Annotated in this window: 6 protein-coding genes and 1 pseudogene; all 7 read right to left on the bottom strand. The window is 42.5% G+C overall.

What is annotated here, in order from left to right; genetic code table 11:
* Window positions 1-34: 34 nt before the first annotated feature.
* The 7 genes and pseudogenes from V7K61_RS29360 to V7K61_RS29330 all read right to left on the bottom strand — a co-directional run bounded on the left by V7K61_RS29360 (window position 35) and on the right by V7K61_RS29330 (window position 24,679).
* The gene (locus V7K61_RS29360; RefSeq protein ID WP_335059016.1) at window positions 35-4,324 is read right to left on the bottom strand and encodes an amino acid adenylation domain-containing protein; all 4,290 of its coding nucleotides are present in this window, start codon (window positions 4,322-4,324) and stop codon (window positions 35-37) included.
* A complete protein-coding gene (locus V7K61_RS29355; protein WP_335059014.1) occupies window positions 4,321-7,587 on the bottom strand; it encodes a non-ribosomal peptide synthetase in 3,267 nt (1,088 codons plus the stop codon). The genes V7K61_RS29360 and V7K61_RS29355 overlap by 4 nt, the downstream gene beginning before the upstream one ends.
* Window positions 7,588-7,653: 66 nt before the next feature.
* Window positions 7,654-8,796, bottom strand: a complete 1,143-nt coding sequence (locus V7K61_RS29350; protein ID WP_335059012.1) for an acyltransferase family protein — start codon at window positions 8,794-8,796, stop codon at window positions 7,654-7,656.
* A 265-nt stretch (window positions 8,797-9,061) separates the two neighbouring features.
* A complete protein-coding gene (locus tag V7K61_RS29345) occupies window positions 9,062-14,005 on the bottom strand; it encodes an aminotransferase class III-fold pyridoxal phosphate-dependent enzyme (protein ID WP_335059010.1) in 4,944 nt (1,647 codons plus the stop codon).
* 12 nt (window positions 14,006-14,017) lie between these two features.
* Window positions 14,018-15,991 (bottom strand): annotated as a pseudogene (locus tag V7K61_RS29340) (non-ribosomal peptide synthetase); the annotation flags it as partial.
* Between the two features lie 835 nt (window positions 15,992-16,826).
* A complete protein-coding gene (locus V7K61_RS29335; RefSeq protein ID WP_335059008.1) occupies window positions 16,827-19,502 on the bottom strand; it encodes an alkaline phosphatase family protein in 2,676 nt (891 codons plus the stop codon).
* Between the two features lie 404 nt (window positions 19,503-19,906).
* Window positions 19,907-24,679 (bottom strand): esterase-like activity of phytase family protein, encoded by a 4,773-nt coding sequence (locus V7K61_RS29330; RefSeq protein WP_335059006.1) that lies wholly within the window; start codon window positions 24,677-24,679, stop codon window positions 19,907-19,909.
* Window positions 24,680-24,862 lie beyond the last annotated feature (183 nt).

Here is a 24,862-nt window from a genome sequence, read left to right as displayed (position 1 = left end):
AAAGCTATAACTATTTCTGCAAATTAAATGAATTTTAGATGTCTACAATAGCTCGATCTATACAAGCCCTCATCTTTTCAGATAGAGTTCGGACATGAGGTTCTCTAAAAATAGAGTTGTGGTTTCCTGGGACATTTTGAATATCCAAACCTCCTAAGACCATTTCACTCCAACCCATATTGGGATCAACCTCCCGTTTTTCCAATGCAAAGCGCTCTTCTGCTCGGAATACAGTGACTCGACCTGGATAAGCTTGTAGAACGTATTCTCTGGCTGCCTGTTTATTGGCCTCTTCGATTGTTAATTTACGGTAGTTATAAGGTACAGTCCGCCAGATTCTTAAGCAAAACTTAAAGATCAATTTTCGGAACTTTTCTTGAAGTTTATACTTCAGCCAAGAGCTTTTGTTCCTGATTTGCTCAAGCACGTAATTAGTCCCAAGTTTAGTCAGATTGTCCCAATGCTGAGAAACTCGCTTTTCTAATGGCGCTTGTTTAATGTAATTTGGGCCAGTGGTATCAAATAAAACTAACAGAGCTACTTTTTGACCTTGCCTTAGGAGTTGTTGAGCCATTTCCCAAGCTACTAGTCCGCCTAAGGAATAGCCACCCAAAAAATAAGGGCCTTCAGGTTGAATAGTTTGTATCTCTTTGATGTAATGAGCCGCCATTTGTGCAAGCTTGGTAAAGGGAGCGTCTTTCCCATTTAATCCTCGTGCTTGTAGTGCATAAAATGGTTGATTTTCACCCAAATGAAGTGATAAATCTCGGTAGTAGAGAACACTTAAACCAATTGCATGGATGCAAAATATAGGTGGCTTGGAACCATTGGGCTGCATTGGTACTAGTGATGACCAAGGCATCGATTTTTCTGAGTTGATACTACTATTGCTCTCAACCTGATTATGGCTTTCTGGCAAAAATCCTTGCTGGCGAATAATATTAGTTAATTGCTCAATGGTTGAAGATTGCAAGAGAATGGCTAAGGGCAGATTTAAGCCAAATGTCTTTTCAATCTGAGAAAACAGATGTACTGCAAGTAGTGAGTTTCCACCCAAATCAAAAAAGTTGTCTTTTATGCCAATAGGATGAATACCTAAAAGGTTTTCCCAGATTTTAGTTAACTGAAATTGTAATGGTTCTTCTGCTGTGGCAAATATTTTTTCTATTTTAGAATTAGTTGGATTCAGCGCAGATAAGGCTTTGCGATCGACTTGACCATTAGCATTCAATGGCAGAGAATCGACTATAAAAAAGGCAGAAGGCAACAAATATTCAGGTAACTTTTGCTGGAGAAAACTCAGCAGTTGCTCGCTCCCAAAAGTCTCTCCTTGTTTGGGGATAACATAAGCAACTAAACTTTTCTCGCCAAGAACATCTTCTTTGGCAATCACCACAGTTTTTTGTACGCCTGGATATTGACCCAAAATTGTTTCAATTTCAGCCAACTCAATGCGAAAGCCGCGAATTTTTACCTGATTGTCTAAGCGGCCTAAAAACTCAATATTACCGTCACTTAAGTAGCGTCCTAAATCACCAGTTCTGTAAAGGTATGCCCCAGATTCGCTGTTAAAGGGATTCGGGATAAATTTCTCAGATGTTAATTCGGGACGCTTAAAGTAGCCTTGGGTAACACCGATACCGCTGATGTAGATTTCACCAGTTACACCAATAGGGAGGAGTTGCGATCGCCGATCGAGGATGTAGATTTGGGTATTGGCGATCGCTTTTCCTATGGGAATTTCTGACCGAGTGTTACTGGCTTCAGTTGCAGTCTCTGGATCGTAAACCGTGGCTGTTAAAGTTGTTTCTAGCGCTCCATAAGCATTCAGCCAGCGTACTTGCTTGCCAACTTTTTCTACCCAAGTTAGATAAGCCTGGCGTGAGACTTTTTCACCACCAACTATAACTAAGCGCAAGCTGGCTGGTAAAGTTTGTGGAGATATAGATGGCTCTTTAATTAACTCATACCAAAAAGCAGTCGGTAAATTGACAACGGTAATCTGTTGTTGAGCAATGAACGGGAAAAACTGCCCCGTCGATTGCATCTCCTGAGATTGGAGGATTGCGGTAGCACCAGTAATCCAACTGGGAAAAAGTGATTCAATGAAAGTATCGTAGCTGGGTATGAGTAGTAAGCGATCGCTCTGAGTCAACTCCCAAGTTTCGCTAATTGCCAAGCTGTGGCTGACAAGATTATGGTGGGTAATAGCTATACCGTTTGGTTTTCCATTGCAGCCGGACACATACATTACACAGGCGAGAGTCCGATCTGTGCCATAACTTTCTGGATTTTCAGTCACGTGTACGGCAATAACTTCCCAATCACTATCCAAACAGATAGCTTGTGCTTGATGCTCGGAGAGCTTCTCAAGCAATGAGCTTTGGGTTAACACCAAAGATATTTGGGCATCTTCTAAAATGACAGCCAGACGATCTTGCCCAGATGTCGGAGCGATCGGTACGTAAGTTCCACCGACTTTCAAAATACCCAACAGCCCCACAATCATCTCCAGGGAAGGCTCTAGATAAAGACCGATAAGTACCCCCGATTCTACCCCTAAAGTTTGCAAATAGTAGGCTAGTTGATTTGCCCGCTGGTTAAGTTCCTGATAAGTTAGTTGCTGATTTTTAAAACTGACTGCAATATTATTTGGAGTTCTTTTAGCTTGAGTTTCAAACCACTGATGGATACAAGTATGCTGGGGATAATCAGCTTGTTTGCTATTCCACTCAACTAACAATTGATGTTGTTCAGGTGCTGTCAACAGAGGTAATTCAGCAATTGGGCGATTGGGATTAGCAACAATACCTTCGAGTAAAGTTTTGAAGTGTCCCAACATCCGCTCTATGGTACTGGCATCAAACATCTCGGCATTGTAATCAAATACCATACCCAGACCGTTATCCTGTTCTCGCAAGACCAATGTCAGATCGTATTTGGTCTTGCCATGATAGATGTAGCCAAATAGAGAAGTGATAGTCAAATCAGGTAGTTGCACTGATGCCATGCCACGACCATTCGACCAAGGAGGATTGAGGGAGAATTTTACCTGGAACAGAGGTGAGCTATTGCGACTTCGCTGTTCTGGTCTAAGTTCTTCAATTAGCTTTTCAAAGGGTAGGTCTTGATGGGTATAAGCCTCTAAACAATCCTTACGCACTCGGTCTAATAATTCTCGGAAAGTTGGGTTGCCTGCAAAGTTACTCCGCAGTACAAGAGTATTAGAAAAAAATCCAATCAGCCCCTCGGTTTCAACTTGTCCTCGACCTGCACTTGCAAAGTTAATTAGTAAGTCTTCTTGTCCAGAATAACGGTAGAGCAATAGCTCGAATGCTGCCAGTAGAGTCATGAACAGGGTGACACCCCATTTTTGACTCATGTCTGTCAGAGCATGGTTCAGCGCCTTTGATAGCAGCAGGGCGGCGCGATCGCCTCGATAGGTTTGCACACTTTGAGGCCGGGGGCGATCGTAAGGTAACTCAACGATCGGTAAATTGCCTTCTAGCTTTTGCTTCCAGTAGTTGACCTGTGACTCTAAAACTTCTCCCTGGAGCCATTGATATTGCCAATTGGTAAAATCAGCATACTGCACTGGTAAGGGAGTTAAAGGAGAAGCTTTTCCTGCTGATAATGCTTTATAGATGGTAGTGAAGTCTTGATAGAAAAGATCGGACGAAGCTCCATCACAAACTATGCAGTGCATATTCCAAATTAGCAGATGTTCGCGATCGCTCAACCGCAGCAATAACACCCGCAAAATTGGCCCATTGCCTAAATCAAAGGGTTGATGAGCTTCTTTAGTTGCCAGTAGGTGAGCTTCCGCCTCTCGTTGTTCATCTGGTACTTGCCGCAAGTCAATTATTGGCAATGCCAAGGAAACATCGGTGGCGATGACTTGAGTGGCTTTTCCATTCACCGCTGGAAAAGTTGTCCGCAGGACTTCATGGCGACGGACAACTTCTCTTAAACTTTCCTCTAAGACAGCAACATTCAGATTGCCCGTAAAACGCACCACAACTGGCATATTATTTGAGGAACTATCAGGTTCAAACTGATGGAGGAACCATATTCGTTGCTGACCAAAGGAAAGCGGCAAGTTGCCATTCCGTTCACAAGCGACAATTGGGGGAATCTGTGAACTGGCAGCTGTGTTAATTTGTCGGAGAAAGTTGATGATTTCGGCTTTTTGAGTTTTTAACTCGGTCAGCAATTCTGGTGTGAGACTATCTTTTGCCGCCCGATAACGTAAGCGTTCGCCCTCTAGCCAAAGTTTAACATTGCGCTGACGTAGCTCAGATAGTAGTTCATCTAATGTTTTCATAGCTCACCTTCCTCGTAATCATCAGCTGTTTCACTCTCAGCAGCCTGAACACCTTGAGTTGCCCACCGCAGAGTCTCCACTCGTTCAGCCAAATCCGCTACCGTTGGTAATTCAAATAAATTGGACATCAAAATTTCTGCTTGCAAGGCTTGACGGACTCGAGAAACCACTTGAATTCCTAGCAGAGAATATCCACCCAATTCAAAAAAGTTGTCGTTAATTCCAACCTGCTTGACATTAAGAACCTGCGCCCAAATATCTGCAATCTGCTGCTCAATGGGAGTGCGAGGCGCTACATAATTTGCCTCCAGTTCCGGGCGGGAAGCATCTGGCTGTGGCAATGCCTTGCGATCGACTTTGCCATTGGGGGTTAACGGCATAGCTTCTAGTGCCATAAAAATTGTTGGCACCATAAAGTCAGGAAGCTGTTGTTTCAAGAATCGACGCAATTGCGAAATCACTTCCAAGCTATCTTGACCAGTTTCGGCAACAATATAACCGACTAAACTAGTCTCATTAGGAATGTCTTCTCGAACAATTACAACGGCTTCTTTTACTCCTGGATGTTGCAGAAGTGCAGTTTCAATTTCACCCAACTCTATGCGGAAACCACGCAATTTTACCTGATAGTCGATACGACCCAAGTATTCAATATGTCCATCTGGTAAATAACGAGCTAAATCTCCAGTTTTGTATAAGCGCGATTTCGGGTTTGAACTGAAGGGATTAGAAATAAATCTTTCAGCAGTCAGTTCGGGACGATTCAGATATCCCCTTGCTAGTCCTTCGCCACCAATATACAACTCACCTGATATACCAATGGGAACAGGTTGTAAATGGGAGTCTAAAATGTAGATTTGCGTATTAGCTAGAGGGCAACCAATGCCTATTGCTTTATTTGCTGTTGTCACCTTGTAGCCTGTTGACCAAATCGTTGTTTCTGTAGGGCCGTAGAGGTTCCACAGACAAGCTCCCTTCGGTAATAATTGATTGGCGAGGTCTTTAGGTAAGGCTTCACCTGTGGAAATCATCTTCAGTTGAGGACTACCTTGCCATCCGGCTGCCAGTAATAGCCGCCAAGTAACTGGTGTCGGTTGCATAAAGGTTGCCCCGGAGGTGGTTAGGGCTTTTAACAGTTGTGTGCCGTCAGCCGCAACTTCACGGCTTACCAACACTAACTTCGCACCTACAGACAGGGGTAGAAAAATTTCTGAAACGGCAATATCAAAGGATAGGCTAGTAACAGAGAGGAGAGTATCTTCAGCGGTTAAACCGGGTTCTTTAGCGATCGCATTCAGGAGATTAACAGCACTCTGATGTTGAATTTGAACGCCTTTTGGCTGACCTGTGGAGCCAGATGTATAGATGACGTAGGCTAAGTTATGGGAAGTGACGTTAGGTGTGGGGTTATCTAACCCGTAATCTATGGATTGCCAGTTGCTATCAAGGCAAACAATCTCTGCTTGATGGTTAGGTAGCCCCGATTTTAGCTTCTCTTGCGTTAGTAGCACTGACACCTGAGCATCTTGCAGCATGAAAGCTAAACGTTCTTGAGGATAAGCATAATCTAATGGTACGTAGGCTCCCCCAGCTTTGAGAATGCCTAAAACTCCTATAACCATTTCCAAGCTGCGATCAACACACAGACCAACCAGAACTTCTGACCCGACTCCTAAGCTTTGGAGATAATGGGCTAGCTGATTGGCTTGCTGATTGAGTTCGCGGTAGCTAATTTGTCGATCTTCAAAAACTACAGCGATCGCATCTGGAGTCTTCTCCACTTGAGTTTCAAACAACTGGTGAATGCAGATATTTTGGGGATAAGCTGTTTGAGTATTGTTCCATGTTGCTAATAACTGTTGCTCAACTGCTGGCAAAATTGGCAATTTAGCAATAATTTGATTAGGGTTAGCAACTATGCCCAACAACAAAGTTTCAAACTCTGCCATCCGGCGGCGGATAGTATCAGCGTCAAATAAATTAGTGTTGTACTGGCATTCGAGGATAAGTTCACCATGCGATTCTGTAGCATTGATAAACAGTTCAAAATTCTCGAATGCGCGGGGATTGGAGAAAAATTCTACCTCTAACCCGATAAACGGAAGTCGATCGCTGTCTAAGGCTTGATCGACATTAAATATAATTGGTACTAAGGGAATGCGACTAGAATCCCGTGGCAATACTAATTTTTTGACCAGGCTACCAAAGGTAAATTGTTGATGGTCATAAGCATCTAAGACAGCTGAACGCCGCGTTTGCAAGTAGTCGCTGAACGATTTTTCGCCATTAATCTGGCTACGCAACGGTAGTAAATTTACACAATGACCTACAAGATTATATTGCCCTAAAGCAGCTTGTCCGGCGGCTGGAATACCTACAACTAAATCATTTTGTCCTGTCAGACGGTGCAGCCAGACCTCGAATCCTCCCAGGATCGTAGTCATAAAGCTACAACCTAGTTTTGTTCCTAGTTGTTTGAGGTTGACAACTAGTTCGGAATTTAAATGCCAATCTTCGCGGGCGGCGTTAAAGGTTCTGAGTGGGGGACGGGGGCGATCGCTAGGGAAATCTAGTACAGGTACAGAGTCAGCGAATTGTTGCAACCAGTATTGTTCTGTAGCGATCGCTTCTGGACTATCCGCCTCTTCTTCCTGCAAAATCGCATATTCACTTAAGTAATCTGGTTCTTCTAATTCAGGAACAACACCCTGTTGCAAGCCAGAATAAATTTTACCCAAATCTGGCATCAGCACTGCCCAAGACCAACCATCACAAATAATATGATGGGCTGTCAAAATAGCTAGATGTTCATGCAGCTGCAATTTGACAATTTTTGCCCGAAATAGAGGGCCATGTTCCAAATCAAAAGGTTGCTCTACCTCTTGTCGCCAGATACTAGCTAATTTTTCCTGTTGTTCCTGTGGTTCCAGGTTAGATAGTTCAATAATAGGAATTTCAATTTGCCGAGAAGCAACAATGCAGAGTGTATTGCCATCGGTACTAAAAGTTGTTCGTAATGCTTCATGACGTTGTACTAACTTTTCCACCGCAGATTGGAAAAGTTTGGCATCAAGTTCACCTTTTAGTCGCAGAGATTGAGACTCATTATAAGCACAATTAGCAGCATCGCCCATTTGCACAGAAGCCCAAATTTCTTTTTGTGATTCTGTGGCAGGGGCGGTTAGAAGTAATTCTCCATCTGCAAATGGATCAAAATCAACCGCAGTTAATGTCGATTGGTAATCTACAGGTGATAAGGTCATAAAACTCTATTATTTTCTCAGTTTATTGAATGTGGATAAATCTCAATTTTTTTTAGATTCCTGACTTTAAATGCATTGTTTAGCCAAGATTGTAGACTTTAAATAATTACGTGCGGGGACTTCTACAAATCTATATGTCAATGATGCAGCCAATAAGACAATCATAAGAAATACTCCTAAAGATGTCAACGATTGATATTCTGTGAATTCTTTGCCAAAAACATCGTGAAATTTATAAAACCAGAAAAATTTTAACAATTCTTGAACAAACCAATGAACCATATAAATTGAGTAAGATATAGTCCCGATATATAGCATTAACTGTGAATTGAGAAACTTTGATATTAGACTTTTGTTGTTGATAGATACAGATAAAATCAGTAGGGAGAAAGCTGGTAAAATTAGCCAATCATGAATGTTACGAAAATCATGCCAGTAGTAATGCATAATCAAAATTATCCAAGTTATAGCTATAATTCCCAGTACATTAAGATTAAAATACTTTATATAATTACCTCTATGATAAATTTTGTAAGTTATAACACCAAGGATGCATTCTAGCCCACATCTAGCTATCGAAGGTATGCCAATAATAGTATCTAAATTTCCACGGGTAAAGGTAATTAATAGTAATATGCAAAATAGAGTAGAACTATAAATCATCAAATCACTTTTGGAGTTATTTCTTAATAAAAATAATAATAAAATTGGAAATATGCAGTAAATAAAAAACTCTACACTTATTGACCAAGCTGGCTCATTCCAATAGGTATTACACCAAAATAAAGGTGGGCACTTTATGTCAAATGCTTGGAGAAGAAAAATATTGGAAAAAAGAGCCGTTAAGTTAAATTTCCCAGTAAAAGCAGAAGTGTTTAGGAAAATTAATTTTACAACCTCTAATCCAATAAATAGAGAAATAATAAATATATGCAGAGGATAAATTCTAGCAAAACGCGAGAATAAATATGAACGATAGTTTTTTAAACTGACTTTTAAACAAAAAGTCTCTGCATAAACATGGGTCATGATAAAACCACTCAGAATAAAGAAAAAATCAACCCATAAATATCCATTTTGAAAAAAATTAGTATAGGCTGATAAAGTTGAACCTGTTTTCGGTAAACCGTAGTAAGAAAAATGGTGTATAACAACAACCAAGGCTGCAATACCGCGTAAAGAAGTGAGCGATTTGATGTGTTTATACATTGATTTTTTTGGTTTTAGTTTCTATCTATAGCAATCCTATTTAAATTGTGAAAATTATTTTTAAACCTAGATGCGTAGTTGATTTCTGTCGGCTACATAAAGGATGTAACAAGCGCTTGCTCTTGTATAAAAACAAGCTACGCGAAGTGTCTAGAAGAAAAGATTTCACAAATGATTTAGAATTGCTATAGAACACCAATTCAGTATTCAGGCTAATTAATAATTAGTCATTTGATAAAAATTAGCTTTTTTTTTTTTAAGCACTTCATAAAACACTTGCGACTTGTAAATATTTCCCAGGTCGCTCGGTATCGGGGATATACCAAGCGGGGTTTCCTTGGGGATCTCGTCCTAATTTGGCATCAGGTTGCGGAGGACGATTACGTAAACTGTTATTGGTAACTTCGCGGTTTGTTACTTCTATGGGCGGTGCAGATAAGAAGCCAGCAGACTGCATTTCGGCAATACTTTCTTTAAAGGCTGCCATTACGAAAACGAGATCGGCTTCGGAATGAGCTGTCGTCAAGAAGCAAGGACGGTGATCCCAAGTATGCACTCCCTTATCCCGCAGCAAGTAAAACAGTAAATCTCCGTAGGGAAACTCTGGTAAAGACTTCACCATGAAGAGGGAGCCGAAATTATAAGCTGTAAACGGAGCCTGAACTTGCTGGAAATAGCCCATGAGTTCCGCTACAAACTTATCGGTTCTGGCATTGAGATTTTGCTGCAAGCTGGGGCCACTCTGTTTTAAATGCTGAAGTACTGCTTTGGCGGCTGCTAGTGCTAAAGGATGGCGGACGAAAGTGCCAGCGAAGTAAGTCACGCCTACTTCTGGAACGGAGTCATCGCCAAACTGCCAAAACCCACCATCTAAAGCATCCATATATTGTGATTTGCCAGCAATGACTCCAATTGGTAGCCCACCGCCCACAATCTTGCCGTAGGTTGCTATGTCTGCCTTGATACCGAAATGCGCTTGAGCGCCACCTGGATGAATTCTAAATCCGGTAACGATTTCATCAAAAATCAGGGCAATACCAGCTTCTTGTGTGAAATCACGCAATTGCTGGAGGAATTCTTTAGGCTGGTATTCAGGGCGACGGCTTTGCACAGATTCCACCATCACTGCTGCTAACTCATCAGCCCGATTTCTGAGGATTTCTAGAGACTCAGGCGAATCATAGTCTACCACCAAAATGTTCTCTACCATTTCCGGTGGGATACCAGGAGCAGCCGGAATTGACCGGAGTTTCTTTGTACCCCGAACAATTACTTCATCCAAAATACCGTGATAAGCTCCAGAAAAGATGGCGATTAAGTTACGTCCTGTGATGGTGCGTGCCATCCGCATCGCTCCCAGCACCGCTTCCGAACCTGTGTTGCAAAAGGCTGCTCGGTCAAAGTTGGTCAACTCACACATTAGCTTTGCCACTTCTCCAACTAAGGGAGTTTGTGGCCCAATTTCCATGCCGAGTTTGAGTTGTGCTTCAATTGCTTCAGTAATGAAAGGTGGCGACCAACCAAACAAATTCAACCCAAAGCCATTGCTTAAATCGACATATTCATTACCATCAACATCCCAAAGTTTAGAACCTGAAGAACGAGACGCCACGATGGGGTAAACCATCTCTTTCATCATCGGGTTAAACCCGGAAACAGTTCTTGGATCTGCCAAATAAGGGCGATGAGTTTGAGTATATTCTTTGGATTTTTGAGTCCGTTTTGTATATCTTTGGATAATTTTGTCTAGATGAGTGCGTTGTTGTGCTGTGAGAGTTTTAATCTGGGTCTTTTCGATTCGAGCAGCCGCACCAAATGCCTTTTTAGCACCATTTGACTCTGTTTCTACTGATGCTGATTCTTTGCTGGTTTGGGTTGAGGGGACAGATACAGCATTTTGTGGCTTGACACCATTACCATTATTTTGAGATATCGCCGCAGGTACAACTGGGACTGTTACAGATTGACTGCTATTACCCAATAGCGCCAATTGCTGGCTCATAATTTGTAGCTGCTGATTAATCACACCTTCTAGGACGCTACTAGATGCAGCAGGTTGGGTAGAAATCCGAGGTGCAGATCCATTTGTATGAACTTCATGAACTACCAAGGTGGGTGATGTGTTTACAAGTGCAGGTTCTGGCAATGGGGCTTCTGGAACGATATCTGCAACGGTTTCTGTTAATCCTAATGCGGATAAAGTTTCGGGAGATAAAGCTGAATTTATAAAGTCAGCCAGTGTTCCTAAATTGGGGTAAATTTCTAGTAACTGCCTAAGTGTTACTTTGACTTTAAATTTTTTCTTCAAAGCTAACCCGACTTGTGTCAGAGATAAGGAATCTAATCCCATTTCTAAAAATGTTATCGAGTCGTCAACACTAGCAATTTCCAATCCTGAAGTTTCTTCGATAACTTCTTTGAGCAGGGGAATGAGCTTTTGCTGAGGGGATGTTGTCATAGTTTGGGTCTTTTCTAATAACTGGGGATTTGGAAGTTTGGGAGTTGCTGCACGATTGGGATGAGGTGGAGGATCAATCCAGAAGCGTTGGCGTTCAAAGGGATAGGTAGGCAGGGGAATTCGTTGTCGCGTTTCCCTTTGATAAAAGTTGCTCCAGTCAATAGATACTCCTGCTAACCACAGTTGTCCTACTGCCTTGAGTAATGCTGTCCATTCGGCTTCGTTTTCGGCGTTATCACCCAGAGAAGAAATGGCTATCTGTTGTTTAATATCTTTTGCTTGTTGGCGGGCTAAGGTCGTAGTTGTGATTCGCGGCCCCACCTCTAAAAGTAAGCGTTCTGGCTGCTGCCATAAGGTTTGTATACCCTCCGCAAATCGCACAGTCTGACGCAGATGTGTAGCCCAATACATCGGATCAGTTGCTTGCTGGGCTGTAATCCAGTCGGCGGTAACTGTGGATACAAAGGGAATTTGGGGTGGCGATAATTTAACTTTCCCAACTACCTCTGCAAAGGGGTGAATGATGCTATCCATCATTGGGGAGTGGAAAGCGTGGGATGTGTGTAAATGGCGACAGATAACTTCTTCGCTTTCTAATTGTTTTTGCAGAGTCGCGATCGCCTCTATAGGGCCAGAAACTACACACAGAGAAGGGCCATTAATTGCAGCGATCGCTAGTTCTGCACTCAATCGCGGCTCTACCTCTTTGGCTGGTAAACGCACTGAAAGCATTGCCCCTGCTGGTAACTCCCACATTAAGCGACCGCGAGTTGCAACTAACATCAGTGCATCTTCTAAGGTAAATACACCCGCTATACAAGCAGCGACAAATTCACCAATACTGTGGCCAATCATGCCTTGGGGTTTGACTCCCCAACTTTGCCACAGTTGCGCTAAAGCGTATTCAATTACGAATAATGCTGGTTGGGTAAAACAGGTTTGTCGTAGAGAGATAGCCGCAGTTTCGCGTAGGCGTAGCCCGCCGTAGGCATCGCTCGGTGCGGGATAGATGATTTCTCGTAAATCCCTACCCAGTAAAGGCTTAAGGATTTCAGCACATTCATCCACTGCTTCCTGAAATACAGGTTCGCGGTTGTAGAGATTCAGTCCCATGTTCACATATTGCGACCCTTGTCCGGGGAACATGAAGACAACGGCTGGATTGCGAATTTCTGTATGACGGGTATTTACTTGATTTGGATCTAAAGATTGGAGGGCTGCGATCGCATCTGTAATATTGTGACAAACTATACTGCGTCGGTAGTTAAAAGCTTTGCGCCCTCGCTTTAGGGTATAAGCTACATCGGCTAAGTTAATTTCAGCATTGTATTGCAAATGCTGCTGTAAATTAGCTGTTGCAGCCTCTAAAGCTTTACTAGTTTTTGCCGAGAGCAACAATAGCTGCTGTGGACGCGAAGCACCTGAACTTTGGATTTGTGGCGCTTCTTCTAGCACAATATGAGCATTAGTCCCGCCGACACCAAAAGAACTCACACCAGCTCGTCGCGGAGTTTCACCTTCTGACCACTCAGCTAGTTTGGTATTTACATAGAAGGGGCTGTTGGCAAGGTCAATCTTGGGATTGGGAGCCTCAAAATTTAAACTAGGTGGAATCTTTTTATAATGTAGAGCGAGAGCGGTTTTAATTAACCCTGCTACTCCAGCCGCTGCAACTAAATGTCCGACATTGCTTTTAAGAGAACCGATCGCACAAAATTGTTTAGCATCTGTATGCACCCGGAATGCTTGCGTCAGCGCTTCAATTTCAATCGGGTCGCCTAAAGGTGTAGCTGTACCGTGAGCTTCAATATAAGAGATGGTTTCTGGGTGAAAGTTAGCGTAAGCTTGCGCCATTGCAATGGCCTCTGCTTGTCCGTCTACGCTGGGAGCGGTAAAGCTCACCTTATCAGCGCCGTCGTTATTGATACCAGAACCTCGAATTACGGCATAGATGCGATCGCCATCATTGAGTGCATCTTCTAAACGCTTGAGCACAACTACTCCTGCGCCATTGTTGAACATTGTGCCCTGAGCGTTGGCATCAAAGGGACGACAATGCCCATCTCCAGAGAGCATACTGTCTTCTTGTGCCATATAACCACTGTTTTGAGGTGTAGTCATAGATACACCACCAGACAAAGCCAAATCGCACTGATAGCTGGTTAAGGCTTGGCAAGCTTGAATAACTGCTACCAAGGAAGTAGAACAGGCTGTATTGACGCTGACTGCTGGGCCTTTGAGGTTGAGTTTGTAAGCAGCACGGGTGGTTAAAAAGTCTTTTTCATTGGCTAACATCGTCTGGAACTCACCGATGCGATCGACAATTTCCATGCGACCAGAAATGTGGTTAGCAAAATAAGTATTTTGACCACAACCAGCGTATAAACCAATCAAACCCTCAAAAGACTCTGATTCATAACCAGCATTTTCTAGGGCTTCATAAACCAACTCTAGGAATACTCTAGCCTGTGGGTCCATAACCACAGCTTCCAGGGGATTAATGCCAAAGAATGCTGCATCAAAGGTTTCTCCCCCAGAAATTATCCCTCTAGCTTTTACATAGCTAGGATCTTTGCAAAGGTTTGGATCGATACTAGGATCTAGTTCTTCATCTTGAAAGAAAGTCGTTGATTCTAATCCCTCGCACAGATTGCGCCAAAACTCATCGACATTTCCAGCGCCAGGAAATCTTCCCACCATGCCAATAATGGCAACACCATCAATAGGATCTTGGTTCTCGGATGCTTGCATATTTACCATTGCTTAAACACCTTGTTGATGATTACGGCGACGAGTACGAGCTGCTTGTTGGCGTTGGGCGCGATTTTGCAGCTTGTCAGAAGACGGTTGGGTATTCTGGTTTGAATGCAAATAGTTTGCTAAAGAGCCAATCGTTGAATACTGAAATAGCTTCACAGTAGGTAGCTCAATACCAAGTTCTTGTTGTATTCGCACAGCAACTTGCAGAATTGAGATTGAAGTTCCTCCCAAATCAAAGAAATTATCATCAATCCCAACGCGATCGATTTTGAGCAAATCGGACAAAATACCTGCCAGCAGACGCTCTAAATCGCTTTGGGGAGCAATGTACGCTTGTTCAAGTTGCGGACGTTCTCTACTTGGTGCTGGCAATTTCTGTCTATCTAGTTTGCCGTTTACAGTCAAAGGCATTGATTCTAATAACACAAAAGCTGATGGCATCATGTAATCAGGTAGTCGCCGCTCTAAGAAGCTACGCAATTGCTTCGACGTGTAGCTACTGTTTTGATGAGGAACAACATAAGCAACTAACTGCTTTTCGCCTGTTTCTTCTTGACGAGCTAGAACGACTATTTCGCGAACTTCAGGATGTTGAGCAATTTCTCTTTCAATTTCCCCTAGTTCAATTCGGAAGCCACGAATCTTCACCTGATGGTCGATGCGACCGAGATATTCTAAGTCTCCATTGGGTAGATATCTCGCTAAATCACCTGTTTTATAAAGCCGCGCCTTCGGTTCGTTACTTAAAGGATTGGGAATAAAAGCTTTCGCAGTCAAATCGGGACGATTGAGATAGCCACGAGCTAAACCTGCACCTCCCACATAGATTTCACCAGGAACACCAACGCTAACTAACTGTCTATGCTCATCTAGCAGATACAATTGCAAGTCAGGAATTGGACAACCAATCACACTCGCTGCTCCGGCTTTCAAGTCATCTTCTGTAATTGGACGATAGGTAACATGAACGGTAGTTTCTGTAATACCGTACATATTTACCAACCTTGGAAACTCATACCCGTGACGAGTAAACCAAGGTTTTAAACTTTGAATTTCTAATGCTTCCCCACCAAAGATTACCCAGCGCAGAGCTAAGTTTTCAGAATCAGCAATTGTCCGTTCTGTGTGGATTAATTGTTGGAAAGCTGAAGGAGTTTGATTGAGAACTGTAACTTTTTCTTTGCAGAGTAATTCATAGAAGGCTTCGGGAGAACGGCTAACTAAATATGACACTACAACTAACCGTCCACCGTAAATTAATGCACCCCAAATTTCCCATACAGAAAAGTCAAAGGCAAAGGAGTGAAACAGCGTCCACACATCTTCTTGGTTAAAGTGATACCAATGTTCGGTAGCTTTAAATAAACGCACAATATTGGAGTGATTAATTAATACACCTTTGGGTTTACCCGTAGAACCAGAAGTATAAATTATGTAAGCCAGGTTTTCAGCTGTTACTGAACTGGTTGGGTTTTCTGAACTGTATTGAGATAGGATTTCTTTGTCAGAATCAAGGCAGAAAACTTGAGTATGGTTTTGAGGAAGATTATTTAATAAGTGTTTTTGCGTTAGCAATACTGAAACTTGAGCATCTTCTAAGATAAAAGCGAGGCGCTCAACTGGATAATTTGGGTCAAGTGGCGCATAGGCTCCACCCGCCTTGAGAATACCCAACAATCCCACTATCATTTCTAAGGAGCGTTCTACACAGATGCCAACAAGGACATCAGTCCCTACACCTAAATTTTGTAAGTATTGTGCTAGTTTATTTGCTTTGATATTCAACTCACGGTAGGTTAATTGTTGGTCTTCAAACACCACCGCTATAGCTTCAGGTGTAAGTTCTACTTGTGCTTCAAACAAGTGATGAATACACGCTTGCTGAGGATAATCAGTTTGAGTATGATTCCACTCTATTAGTAGGTTTTTTTCGGATTCTTTCAAAATAGGTAATGTTAAATTATCTCGTTCTAAGTTATTTTCTGATAATGAAGATCGATCATTAGTCATAAGTAATTAATTTTTATTTTGAGAGAATGAATTAGTTATTTTTTCATCTTTGACTTGAAGCAAAAATACTGATATTTATTAATGAGTAACAAGGAGTTGAGTGTATTTAAATTTAAGATGATATTGTTATTTTCCGCATTTAGAGAAACAGATAAAATAAAAAGTGAGTAAGCGCTTTTATCGTAAATCAAAGGGTTTAAGACCCCAACAATACAGGTAGCACCAGTTTCAGTCGGGATTTAAATCCCCGTCTGAACGTATAGTGTGCCGTAGGCAAAATGTCTAAAATGCTTGAATTTTGAATTTTGAATTGTTAACTCTTTGAATATTAGTGTTTTCACATAGATTTTATGGTTACATTGTTAGCTTTGAAATTATATTAAAAGACTAATTTGACAAAAAATTATGCCGCAATCGTACAATATTTGTGTGAAAGGGCACTGACTCTAAGATTTAGTTATCTCATTCTGACGTATTTCCTACAAATCGTAGTTATTTCCAATACATCTTCATTGAAAATTAAAACTTTAGAGATGTTTGCAATGAAAATATTAACTATACGTAGGCTTATTTTGATATAACAAGAAGAATTAATACCTTGAAGAACAAGGAATACTGCGATTTTAGCAACTAATAAGTAATGTAAACTCTTCGAGGTAGGTTGGACTCCAGCGAAACGAGAATAGGGTGAGCATTGTAATGCCCACCCCCACAATAACGAACTATTTGCTGTAGTCTACGTAATTGAAAACCGCTGTTTCAACTGATAGTTATTTCTGCCGTGCTGCACTAGGCGAACACACTAAGACACAACACTAGCAGAGAAAACGAAGTCATTTGCAGTCAAGCTAGTTGCGGTAATTTGCAGTAATGAAGCCAACTCTGTATTTCCGGTTTTTACGATAGTGTCAGCACCCTGTTGCAATAGGGTTAGGGCACTAAACTGAGTGACGCCAATCCCGCCCAGCCCAATTTTATCAATACCGATCGCAAAATCAGTCACGATGTTTTTACTAGTTGGCAGACTGGCGTTAGCAATCCAGAACTGGTCAATACCAGCACCACCAGTCAGGCTATTACTACCCCCTTGACTAGCAAATAGCACATCATCACCATCGCCACCAAAGAGTGAATCGTTCACACCGGAGAAGAGTTTATCATCCCCAGAGCCACCGTAGAGACGGTTATTGCTACCGTTACTGGTAAGGGTGTCATTGCCTGAGCCACCGAAAGATAATTGACGAGAACCTTCAACTACTGTCAAAGTATCATTTCCTGCTGCCCCAAACAAATTATTACTACCATTAGCTTCAACTACGGTAACTTCATCATCACCAGCACCACCATCAGCACTAGTGTTGTTAGCAGGGCCATTTGCGCCAATTAAGACTTGATCGTTTCCGTCTCCTGTGGACACTGAGGAGTTACTGCCGACCACCACCGTATCATCACCGCTTCCAGTCTGGATTTTGTTACCTTTATCACCTGCTACAAAATCTGCTCCGTCACCTGTAAATAAGGTTTGATTTGGCTTAAGGGTGACATCATCACTACTGGTAGAACCAAATTGAAGGTCTAGTGTTGTTAATCCAACAGTGCGACTATCAAACCCTCCGGCTGTAAAGTAATGAGTATTGCCTACACTTTGAGAATCGAGAATTGTTGCTTGACCATTAGTAGTTTCTTCCGAAGTCAAGACTTCTTTTGTGGAGGAAACTGTATCCGGGCCTCCCACCAGTGCTTCTGTAATGGCACGACCTTTCAAATCGCCATTACTGGGAATGTTTAACCCCAGAATCCGAGCAAGTGTAGGCGTTACATCAGCATTACTGACGGGCGCATAATCCACATAGCCTTGTTTAAAGTCAGGGCCAATAGCCTCCATATTATTGAAGGTATCACCTCGGCCAAAGCTGCCATGCATCCCCTGCCCTTGCTGCAAAGTTGTATCAGCAATTTCTACTTGAGCTTGAGGGTTGTTTGGGTTGGTTGGGTCGGTGCTAAAGGTTTTGAAGTTGATAACTATAGATGGAACTGGTGTTTGAGCATCACCTTTTAGCCCGATCGCACTCAGAGGTAAAGCACCTGGGATATTTCCATAAGCATCGTCTACAAAAATACCACTGATGTAGTCTTTCTCTGAGAGCAAATTCACTACCTGTTTAGCGAAGTCAGCATTGCCATTGGGCAGATAAATTAGGTCAGATCCACCGTTAGCAGCTACAACTATCTTTGTACCTAGATCGAGTTGGCCATTAATTACCTCACCTGTACCACCAATTACACCATTCCCAGAAATAGGACGTTGACCTTGTGTAGCATCAACAGTCGTATATTGGATGTGGTTGAGGTCTGGGGGGAGAGTCGTAGGATTAGGATCGTATAGGGGTAGACCGAGATCGTGAGCCAAATCAATCGCCACAAAGCCTGCTGGTAGAAATCCCGGATTTACACCTGCATAAGTTTGGGTGGCAGCATAACTTGTAGTTTTTGTCCCTTGGCTATCAATAGCTTGTTTGCTGATGGTAGAAAAACCGTGGTCGGAAGTAATAAAGACATCAGTAGTCTTGTCTAAGCCTGTACTCTTGAGATAGTCAAGAAGTTGCTTTAAATTATCATCAGCATTTTTGACCCCAGCTTTGGAAGTAGGGCCATTAATACCTGGTGTCAAAGTGTTTAGGCTATCACCTTGATTGTGTTGACTACCATCGGGATCTCTTGACCAGTACACCAATGCAAATGGTTTAGCATCTTCCTGAAACTTGGGTAAAATTACTTTGGTAGTGGCATCTGCAAAGTATTGTTGTTGAGCCACGTTGGCATCCAGTGTGCCTGGAGTTGTATTGTTACCAGCTGGCTGGACTCGCGTTGTCGGTTTGACATCTAAACCCGCAGCTTGTAAACGAGCAACAATATCTGGATCGAGTGGAACAGCAGAAGGTGAACCAGCAGTTGTAGTCGGCGGTGTTGCACCATTCGTACTGTCATCAATAATTATTGTATCGGGAGTAGGAATAGTACCGGTAGTACCACCTTCTCGGTTAACTTGTGTGACATCTTGGATGGCAACAGGCCCTAATTTACCAACTGCTGCTGTGTTGAAACCCTGCGATCGCGCGTAAGCTAGAAGTGACTCTTCATCTAAAAAGTTGTTACCGGGAAATTTTTCATCAATATCCCCCAAAACCGCATCATTTTCGATGAATGGCGTAACACTACCATTGGCATTAGCACTGGGAAAACCAGTGTAGATAGTGTTGCTAAAGTCACCTGTATCACCAAGATAATGCCCTGTGGCGATCGCAGAAGCATTCGGAGTGGTAAATGTCGGAAACAGTGAATGACTATTAGCGAAACTAACGCCCTGCTGACGGACATTATATAAAGTTGGCGTATCAGTGGGGTTTACAGAACCGTTACGCAATCCATCTGCAACAAAAATAATGACATTTCTACCGTTGCCATTTGTATCAGCCATGCTTACTATTCCTTAAGTATTGTGAGCTACGATTAATCGCAGCGATTGTGTATCTGTATGAGCAATTAATTACGCTCAACCCAAGCAAAAAATTCTTGGCTACAGAAACCTAAATAGTATTTGGCGACAAAATGCTTAGTGTCCACAAAAAATAGTGCAGACAATTAAATGAACTTAACTTTGGTTACTGTCTCAAAAGATAGTTGTTCAATGTTTAAGGAAAGTTATAAACAAGTTAAGATTTTGGACAAAAAGATCCCCGATTTCTTCAAGAAATCGGGGATCTAATCCTTTAGATAGAGAGCAAATCAAAATCTGATTGCAATATCACTCTTTAGAGTTAGCAAAATCGCTACAGCTTAATTCATTTTGAACATTGAACCTAAGCTGTAATCATTTTTGAGCTAAACGGCACTAGCAGAAAAAACGAAATCATTTGCTGTGAGACTAGTTGAAGTAATTCCAACTAATGAAACCAACTCTGTATTTCCGGTTTTCACGATAGTGTCACTACCCTGTTGCAACAGTGTTAAAGCACTAAATTGTGCGATACCAACACCGCCAAGCCCGATTTTATCAATGGCGATCGCAAAATCAGTCACAATATTCTTGCTAGTTGGCAAACTGGCGTTAGCAATCCAGAATTGGTCAGCACCAGCACCACCACTCAAGCGATTACCGCCCTCTTGACCAGCAAATAGCACATCATCGCCATCGCCACCAAACAGGGAATCATTAACATTAGAGAAGAGTTTATCATCGCCAGAACCACCGTTGAGGCGGTTATTGCTACCGCTACTGCTAAGGGTATCGTTACCTAAGCCACCAAATAATAATTGACGAGAACCTTCAACTACAGAGAGAGTATCATCACCTGCCGCCCCAAGTAAATTATTACTTCCACTGGCTTCCACTACGGTAATAACATCATTACCATTGCCACCATCAGCAGTAATATTTTGAACCGGGCCATTTTGACCAATAAATATCCGATCGTTATCCTCTCCTGTGGATACTGAAGAGTCACTGCCGACTACCACCGTGTCTTCACCGTTTCCAGTCTGGATTGTGTTACCTTGAGTACCCTCTACAAAATCTGCTCCGTCACCTGTGAATAAAGTTTGATTTGGCTGAACGGTAATATCATTGCTGGTAGTGGAGCCAAAATTAATTTCTTCAGCTTGAGGTTGACCTAAGCCAGGAGCAAGATTAAGGGGCTTCTCTAACTTCAGTTGTAGAATCTCATTGTTGTCTATAACTGGATTTTGAGGATCGTTTCCAGGACGACCTGTAGAGAAAGGATAATTGTTGTCATTAGCTACCAAAATGGTATTTTTGTCAACAACCAGAACGTTTTCAATGGTTTGGAATGGGAAGTCGAAGGTGGTCTTACCATCCCCATTCAGGTCGTTGGGGTCTTGGATATTTAACAAGTCCGCAACTTCTTCTTTAGCGACATAGCCATTAGAATCTGTCTTTGACAAATCTATTTTGTAGATCCTCTTAAATTTAGCTGCATCCCCTTGATTATTATCCCGTTCAATGACTAGGTACTCATTATCATTAATGACTGCTAAATCCCCTATAGAATTTGACGGATTATCTAATCTGTAGTAGCGTAGTTGATCGCTGTATTTGTGGCTGGCTAAATCAAATTCGTTAATCCGCAAAGCACTGGGAGTATCGCCTTGAACCGTACCTTCTAATAGGAAATAAAGCTTGGTTTTGCTGGCGTTAATTGCTCCACCTTCAAAACCTTTGGAACCAGCCAAGTTAGCAAAAGCATCTCCTGAGAGAACATCGGGATTTTGTGGCGATCGCACTACATTATACTGAGGATCGTCTCTGAGTTTATCCCGTACTTCATCCGCGATATCTGGGAAATCACTAAATAGCGCGTCTACACCTAATTGATAGAACTGCTGAATTTCTAGTGCTAGCTTGCCTTTGTAATCTGCTGCTAAATACTGATCTTCCGCACGGAAGGTATAGGGGTGAACCTGTAAACCTGCGTTGTGAGCATCTTGAATTAAGGTAGAGGGAGGTAATGTAGTCTTATCAGCATCATTAATTGCTCCATCCCCATTCACATCATCGGCTTTGCCATCACCATTAGCATCAGTACCTTTGACACTAACAATCATCCGCTTCCAAGGGCCAATGCCATCAGCATAAGTAGCAACTTCAGCCAAGCCTTCTGGAGTTCGCAAGTCGCCATAGGTGCGAGTGTCACCACTGACTTTCAAATCATAAGGCTGACTTTCGATGATTTTGCCGTTGATATCAATGTCACTTGCATCTAGCAATTGGACTAGGGGAATATCCACTCCAGCCGCAGGCATGATGGTATCATGTAGTTCTTTGAGGTTGCCCACTTCAAAGGACTGGATGAAAATGCGACTGGGGTCAGTGAAGTTATTTGCCTTGAGCGTATCGATTAGTAACTGGCTGATGTTTCTGTTGATTTTGTCCGTGGTGCCTACATAGGTGGCTTCATCGGCCAAATAGGTTGGATGCTTAGTTTCAGGATAGATGCCAATCTTTTTACCTGTCTCGGTTTCTACTTGTTTAACTAAATTGATGACTTCCGTGAGTGTAGGAATCTCAAATTGACCGTCAAAGGAGTGATCTCGGAAAGGTAGACGCTCTTCTGCCCGTAAAGTCTTGATTTCAGCTAAAGTGAAGTCTTCAGCAAACCAACCTGTAAGTGTGTTTCCATCTAAACTTACCGTTTTCTTGCGATCGGCAAACTCTGGATGTTTGTAAACATCTGTGGTTGTATTGTTGAAATTGACAGTACCATCAGCATTCAAAACTGCTAAAGCTGGCTCATGGCGGGCAATTAGCACACCATCTTTTGTGACTACCAAATCAGGCTCAATGAAGTCAGCGCCTCGCTCAATTGCTTGCTTATAAGACTCTAAGGTGTGTTCTGGACGATAGCCACTTGCACCTCTGTGACCAATAACTTTGGGTGCTTCTCCATCTAAAGTTTTGAATTGGTCGGGTGTAGCAATGGGAGCCTCTAATAACTTACCAGTGGCATCAAAATGCAGCAGGTAAGGCCCAAACTCGTCTCCAACCCAAATTGTCCCGTCTTTATCAAAGACGAATGACTCTACATCAAAGTCTGCACCAGTCAGTAATCTTCCGGTAGTTCCCTCATTCACAATTTCAAAAGGAACTTTGTTGTTAGGGTCAGACAGTTGGATGTAGTCTAAAACTTTAACGCTGCCGTCTCCATTCTCTGTTCCCTTAAAATTCGGGTCTAGACGATTGATTCGCAATAGAAAGTCTGCACTATTATCTTTGCTACCGTAACCGTTATCTGACAGGAAGTACAAAGAGTTACTGTTAGCAAATTGGACACCACTAAAACCTTGTATTGGCTGTCCTGGGAAAGGCCCGGTTCTGCCGTTAGCTGAAATGTCTGCACCAGAAGTTGGCCCATTACTAAAGGTATCAGCAGGTAAAGAGGCAAAACCTACTAACTCAACTTTTGGCACTATTGAAGCAAACATCGTTTGATAGATGTGGGTTTGATCGTTTAAACCCGCAATTCCAGGAATCTCAGAACCGTAGGCGTTATAACCTTTACCTACCAAGCTATTTAGCACTTCCGAACCAGCACCTTGGTAGTAAACAGGTACGGGACGGTTGGTGTGAGTTCCCCAACTATACTTGACATTGGGATCAGACCCCCAGTAATGTCCAACTTCTGCTGGAGTATCCAAATTGGTTAATGCTTCAGCACCTTGATTTTTTACTAAAGTCGGAAAATTACCGTCGAGAGTCAGGTAGTGATCGTGGTCAGCCGTAACGATCAGTTGGTTTTCTTCCCAACCACCATTTTTTTCAATCCAGTCAATGGTAGATCCAACTGCCTTATCGAAATCCAATGTGGTGCCAATCAAGTTGTCTATGTTGTTATCATGAGCAGACCAATCAATATCGCCACCCTCAACCATTAACCAGAAACCATCCGGGTCTTTACCTAATACATCTAATGCAGCATTTGTCAAGTCATTGAGGGTTGGGTTTTCGTTAACCTCTTTGGCGATGAAAGATGCATCCGTCTCACCGGGAAGCAATGGACGTGTGGTGTCCACTTTGGCGTTATCACCTTGGTTAGCGAAAACGCTGAACATATCTAAACCAGTAGTGCTGTAATCACCGTTGGCAGAACTGACAGGCAAGTTACCATTTTGACCGCGCGCACCGTATAGACCGAAGAGGCGATCGCCTTTTTCTGGATCGATTGTCGCCGCAGTTTCAGCTAGTTTCTGGGCGGCATTCTCACCCCGCTCCAAAAAGGTGTAATCGTAGAGGTTGTTTGTTGGTTTAGTGCTAAGTTCTGTGTAGGTAGATTGGCTAATGTATTCATTGCTCGTATTCGGCTCAACCCCTGCTGGTAATAAGTCTCCAGGAGCAGAGAGTGGGTGTCCACCACCAAGTAATACTGTTGGTTGATAGACACGGAGTTGCTGTTGCAAGATGTTGTCTAATGCCGGATAGTCAGCATCATACTTGCTGCGACGGTTAACGTTGGCAGCAGCAGCAGCAGGTGTTGCATGATCAATGGGAACTGAAGTTACCAAACCAGTAGATTTACCAACTTCGTTTGCAGTTTTGAGAATTGTTTCTAAAGGATTCTCGAAAATATCAACGCCAACAGCGTTATTGTAGCTTTTTACGCCAGTGTACAGAGTTGTTGCGGTGTTTGCAGAGTCAGGATAACTGTACTTAATATATTCAGGATCGTTACCGGGAGTCCAAGGATTAACACCACCTTTGGTAGGGTCATAACCTACTAGGTTCCCAACAGCACCATCACTGACTTTTGCACCACCTGTTGGGGTATTACCTTGGTTAAAAGTTGGATCGAAGGTGAAACCAGGGCGAACTGGGCTTTCTCCTGTGATGGGGTTAGTACCGTCAAGAGCGGAATTACCAGTATTAAAAACTCCATTACTATCAGCGATCGTTGTCCCATAAGTGGTTGCCAAACTGTAGCCTTGGAGTGTTTGAAAGTTGAGTCCTTGACCCTTACCTTGGGTATAAAAATCACTTAGATTAGCACCTGTCTTACCATTTTGAATCTCTTTATAGATGGATGCTGCACGAGCCATTTGCCAGCCCATACCATCCCCAATCATAATGATGACGTTCTTAGCCATAAAAGAGAATCTCCCTGTGTTTAATTGTTGAGATGGTCTTTGCTCTAGTGGAATCAAAAAAGTAATACAGCAGAATTCAGAATGGGCTGCGCCCCGCTGCACTAGGCGTAAAATACGCTTTATACCTGGGTAACAGATTTAGCTTGTCTACCTTACTTTCCTTGAAATCTGCTGTATTGTTAG

The organism is Nostoc sp., from assembly GCF_036918015.1.
Classification (GTDB): domain Bacteria; phylum Cyanobacteriota; class Cyanobacteriia; order Cyanobacteriales; family Nostocaceae; genus Nostoc.
The sequence above is the reverse complement of the archived record's forward strand: the minus strand, read 5'-3'. Positions and strand labels throughout refer to the sequence as shown.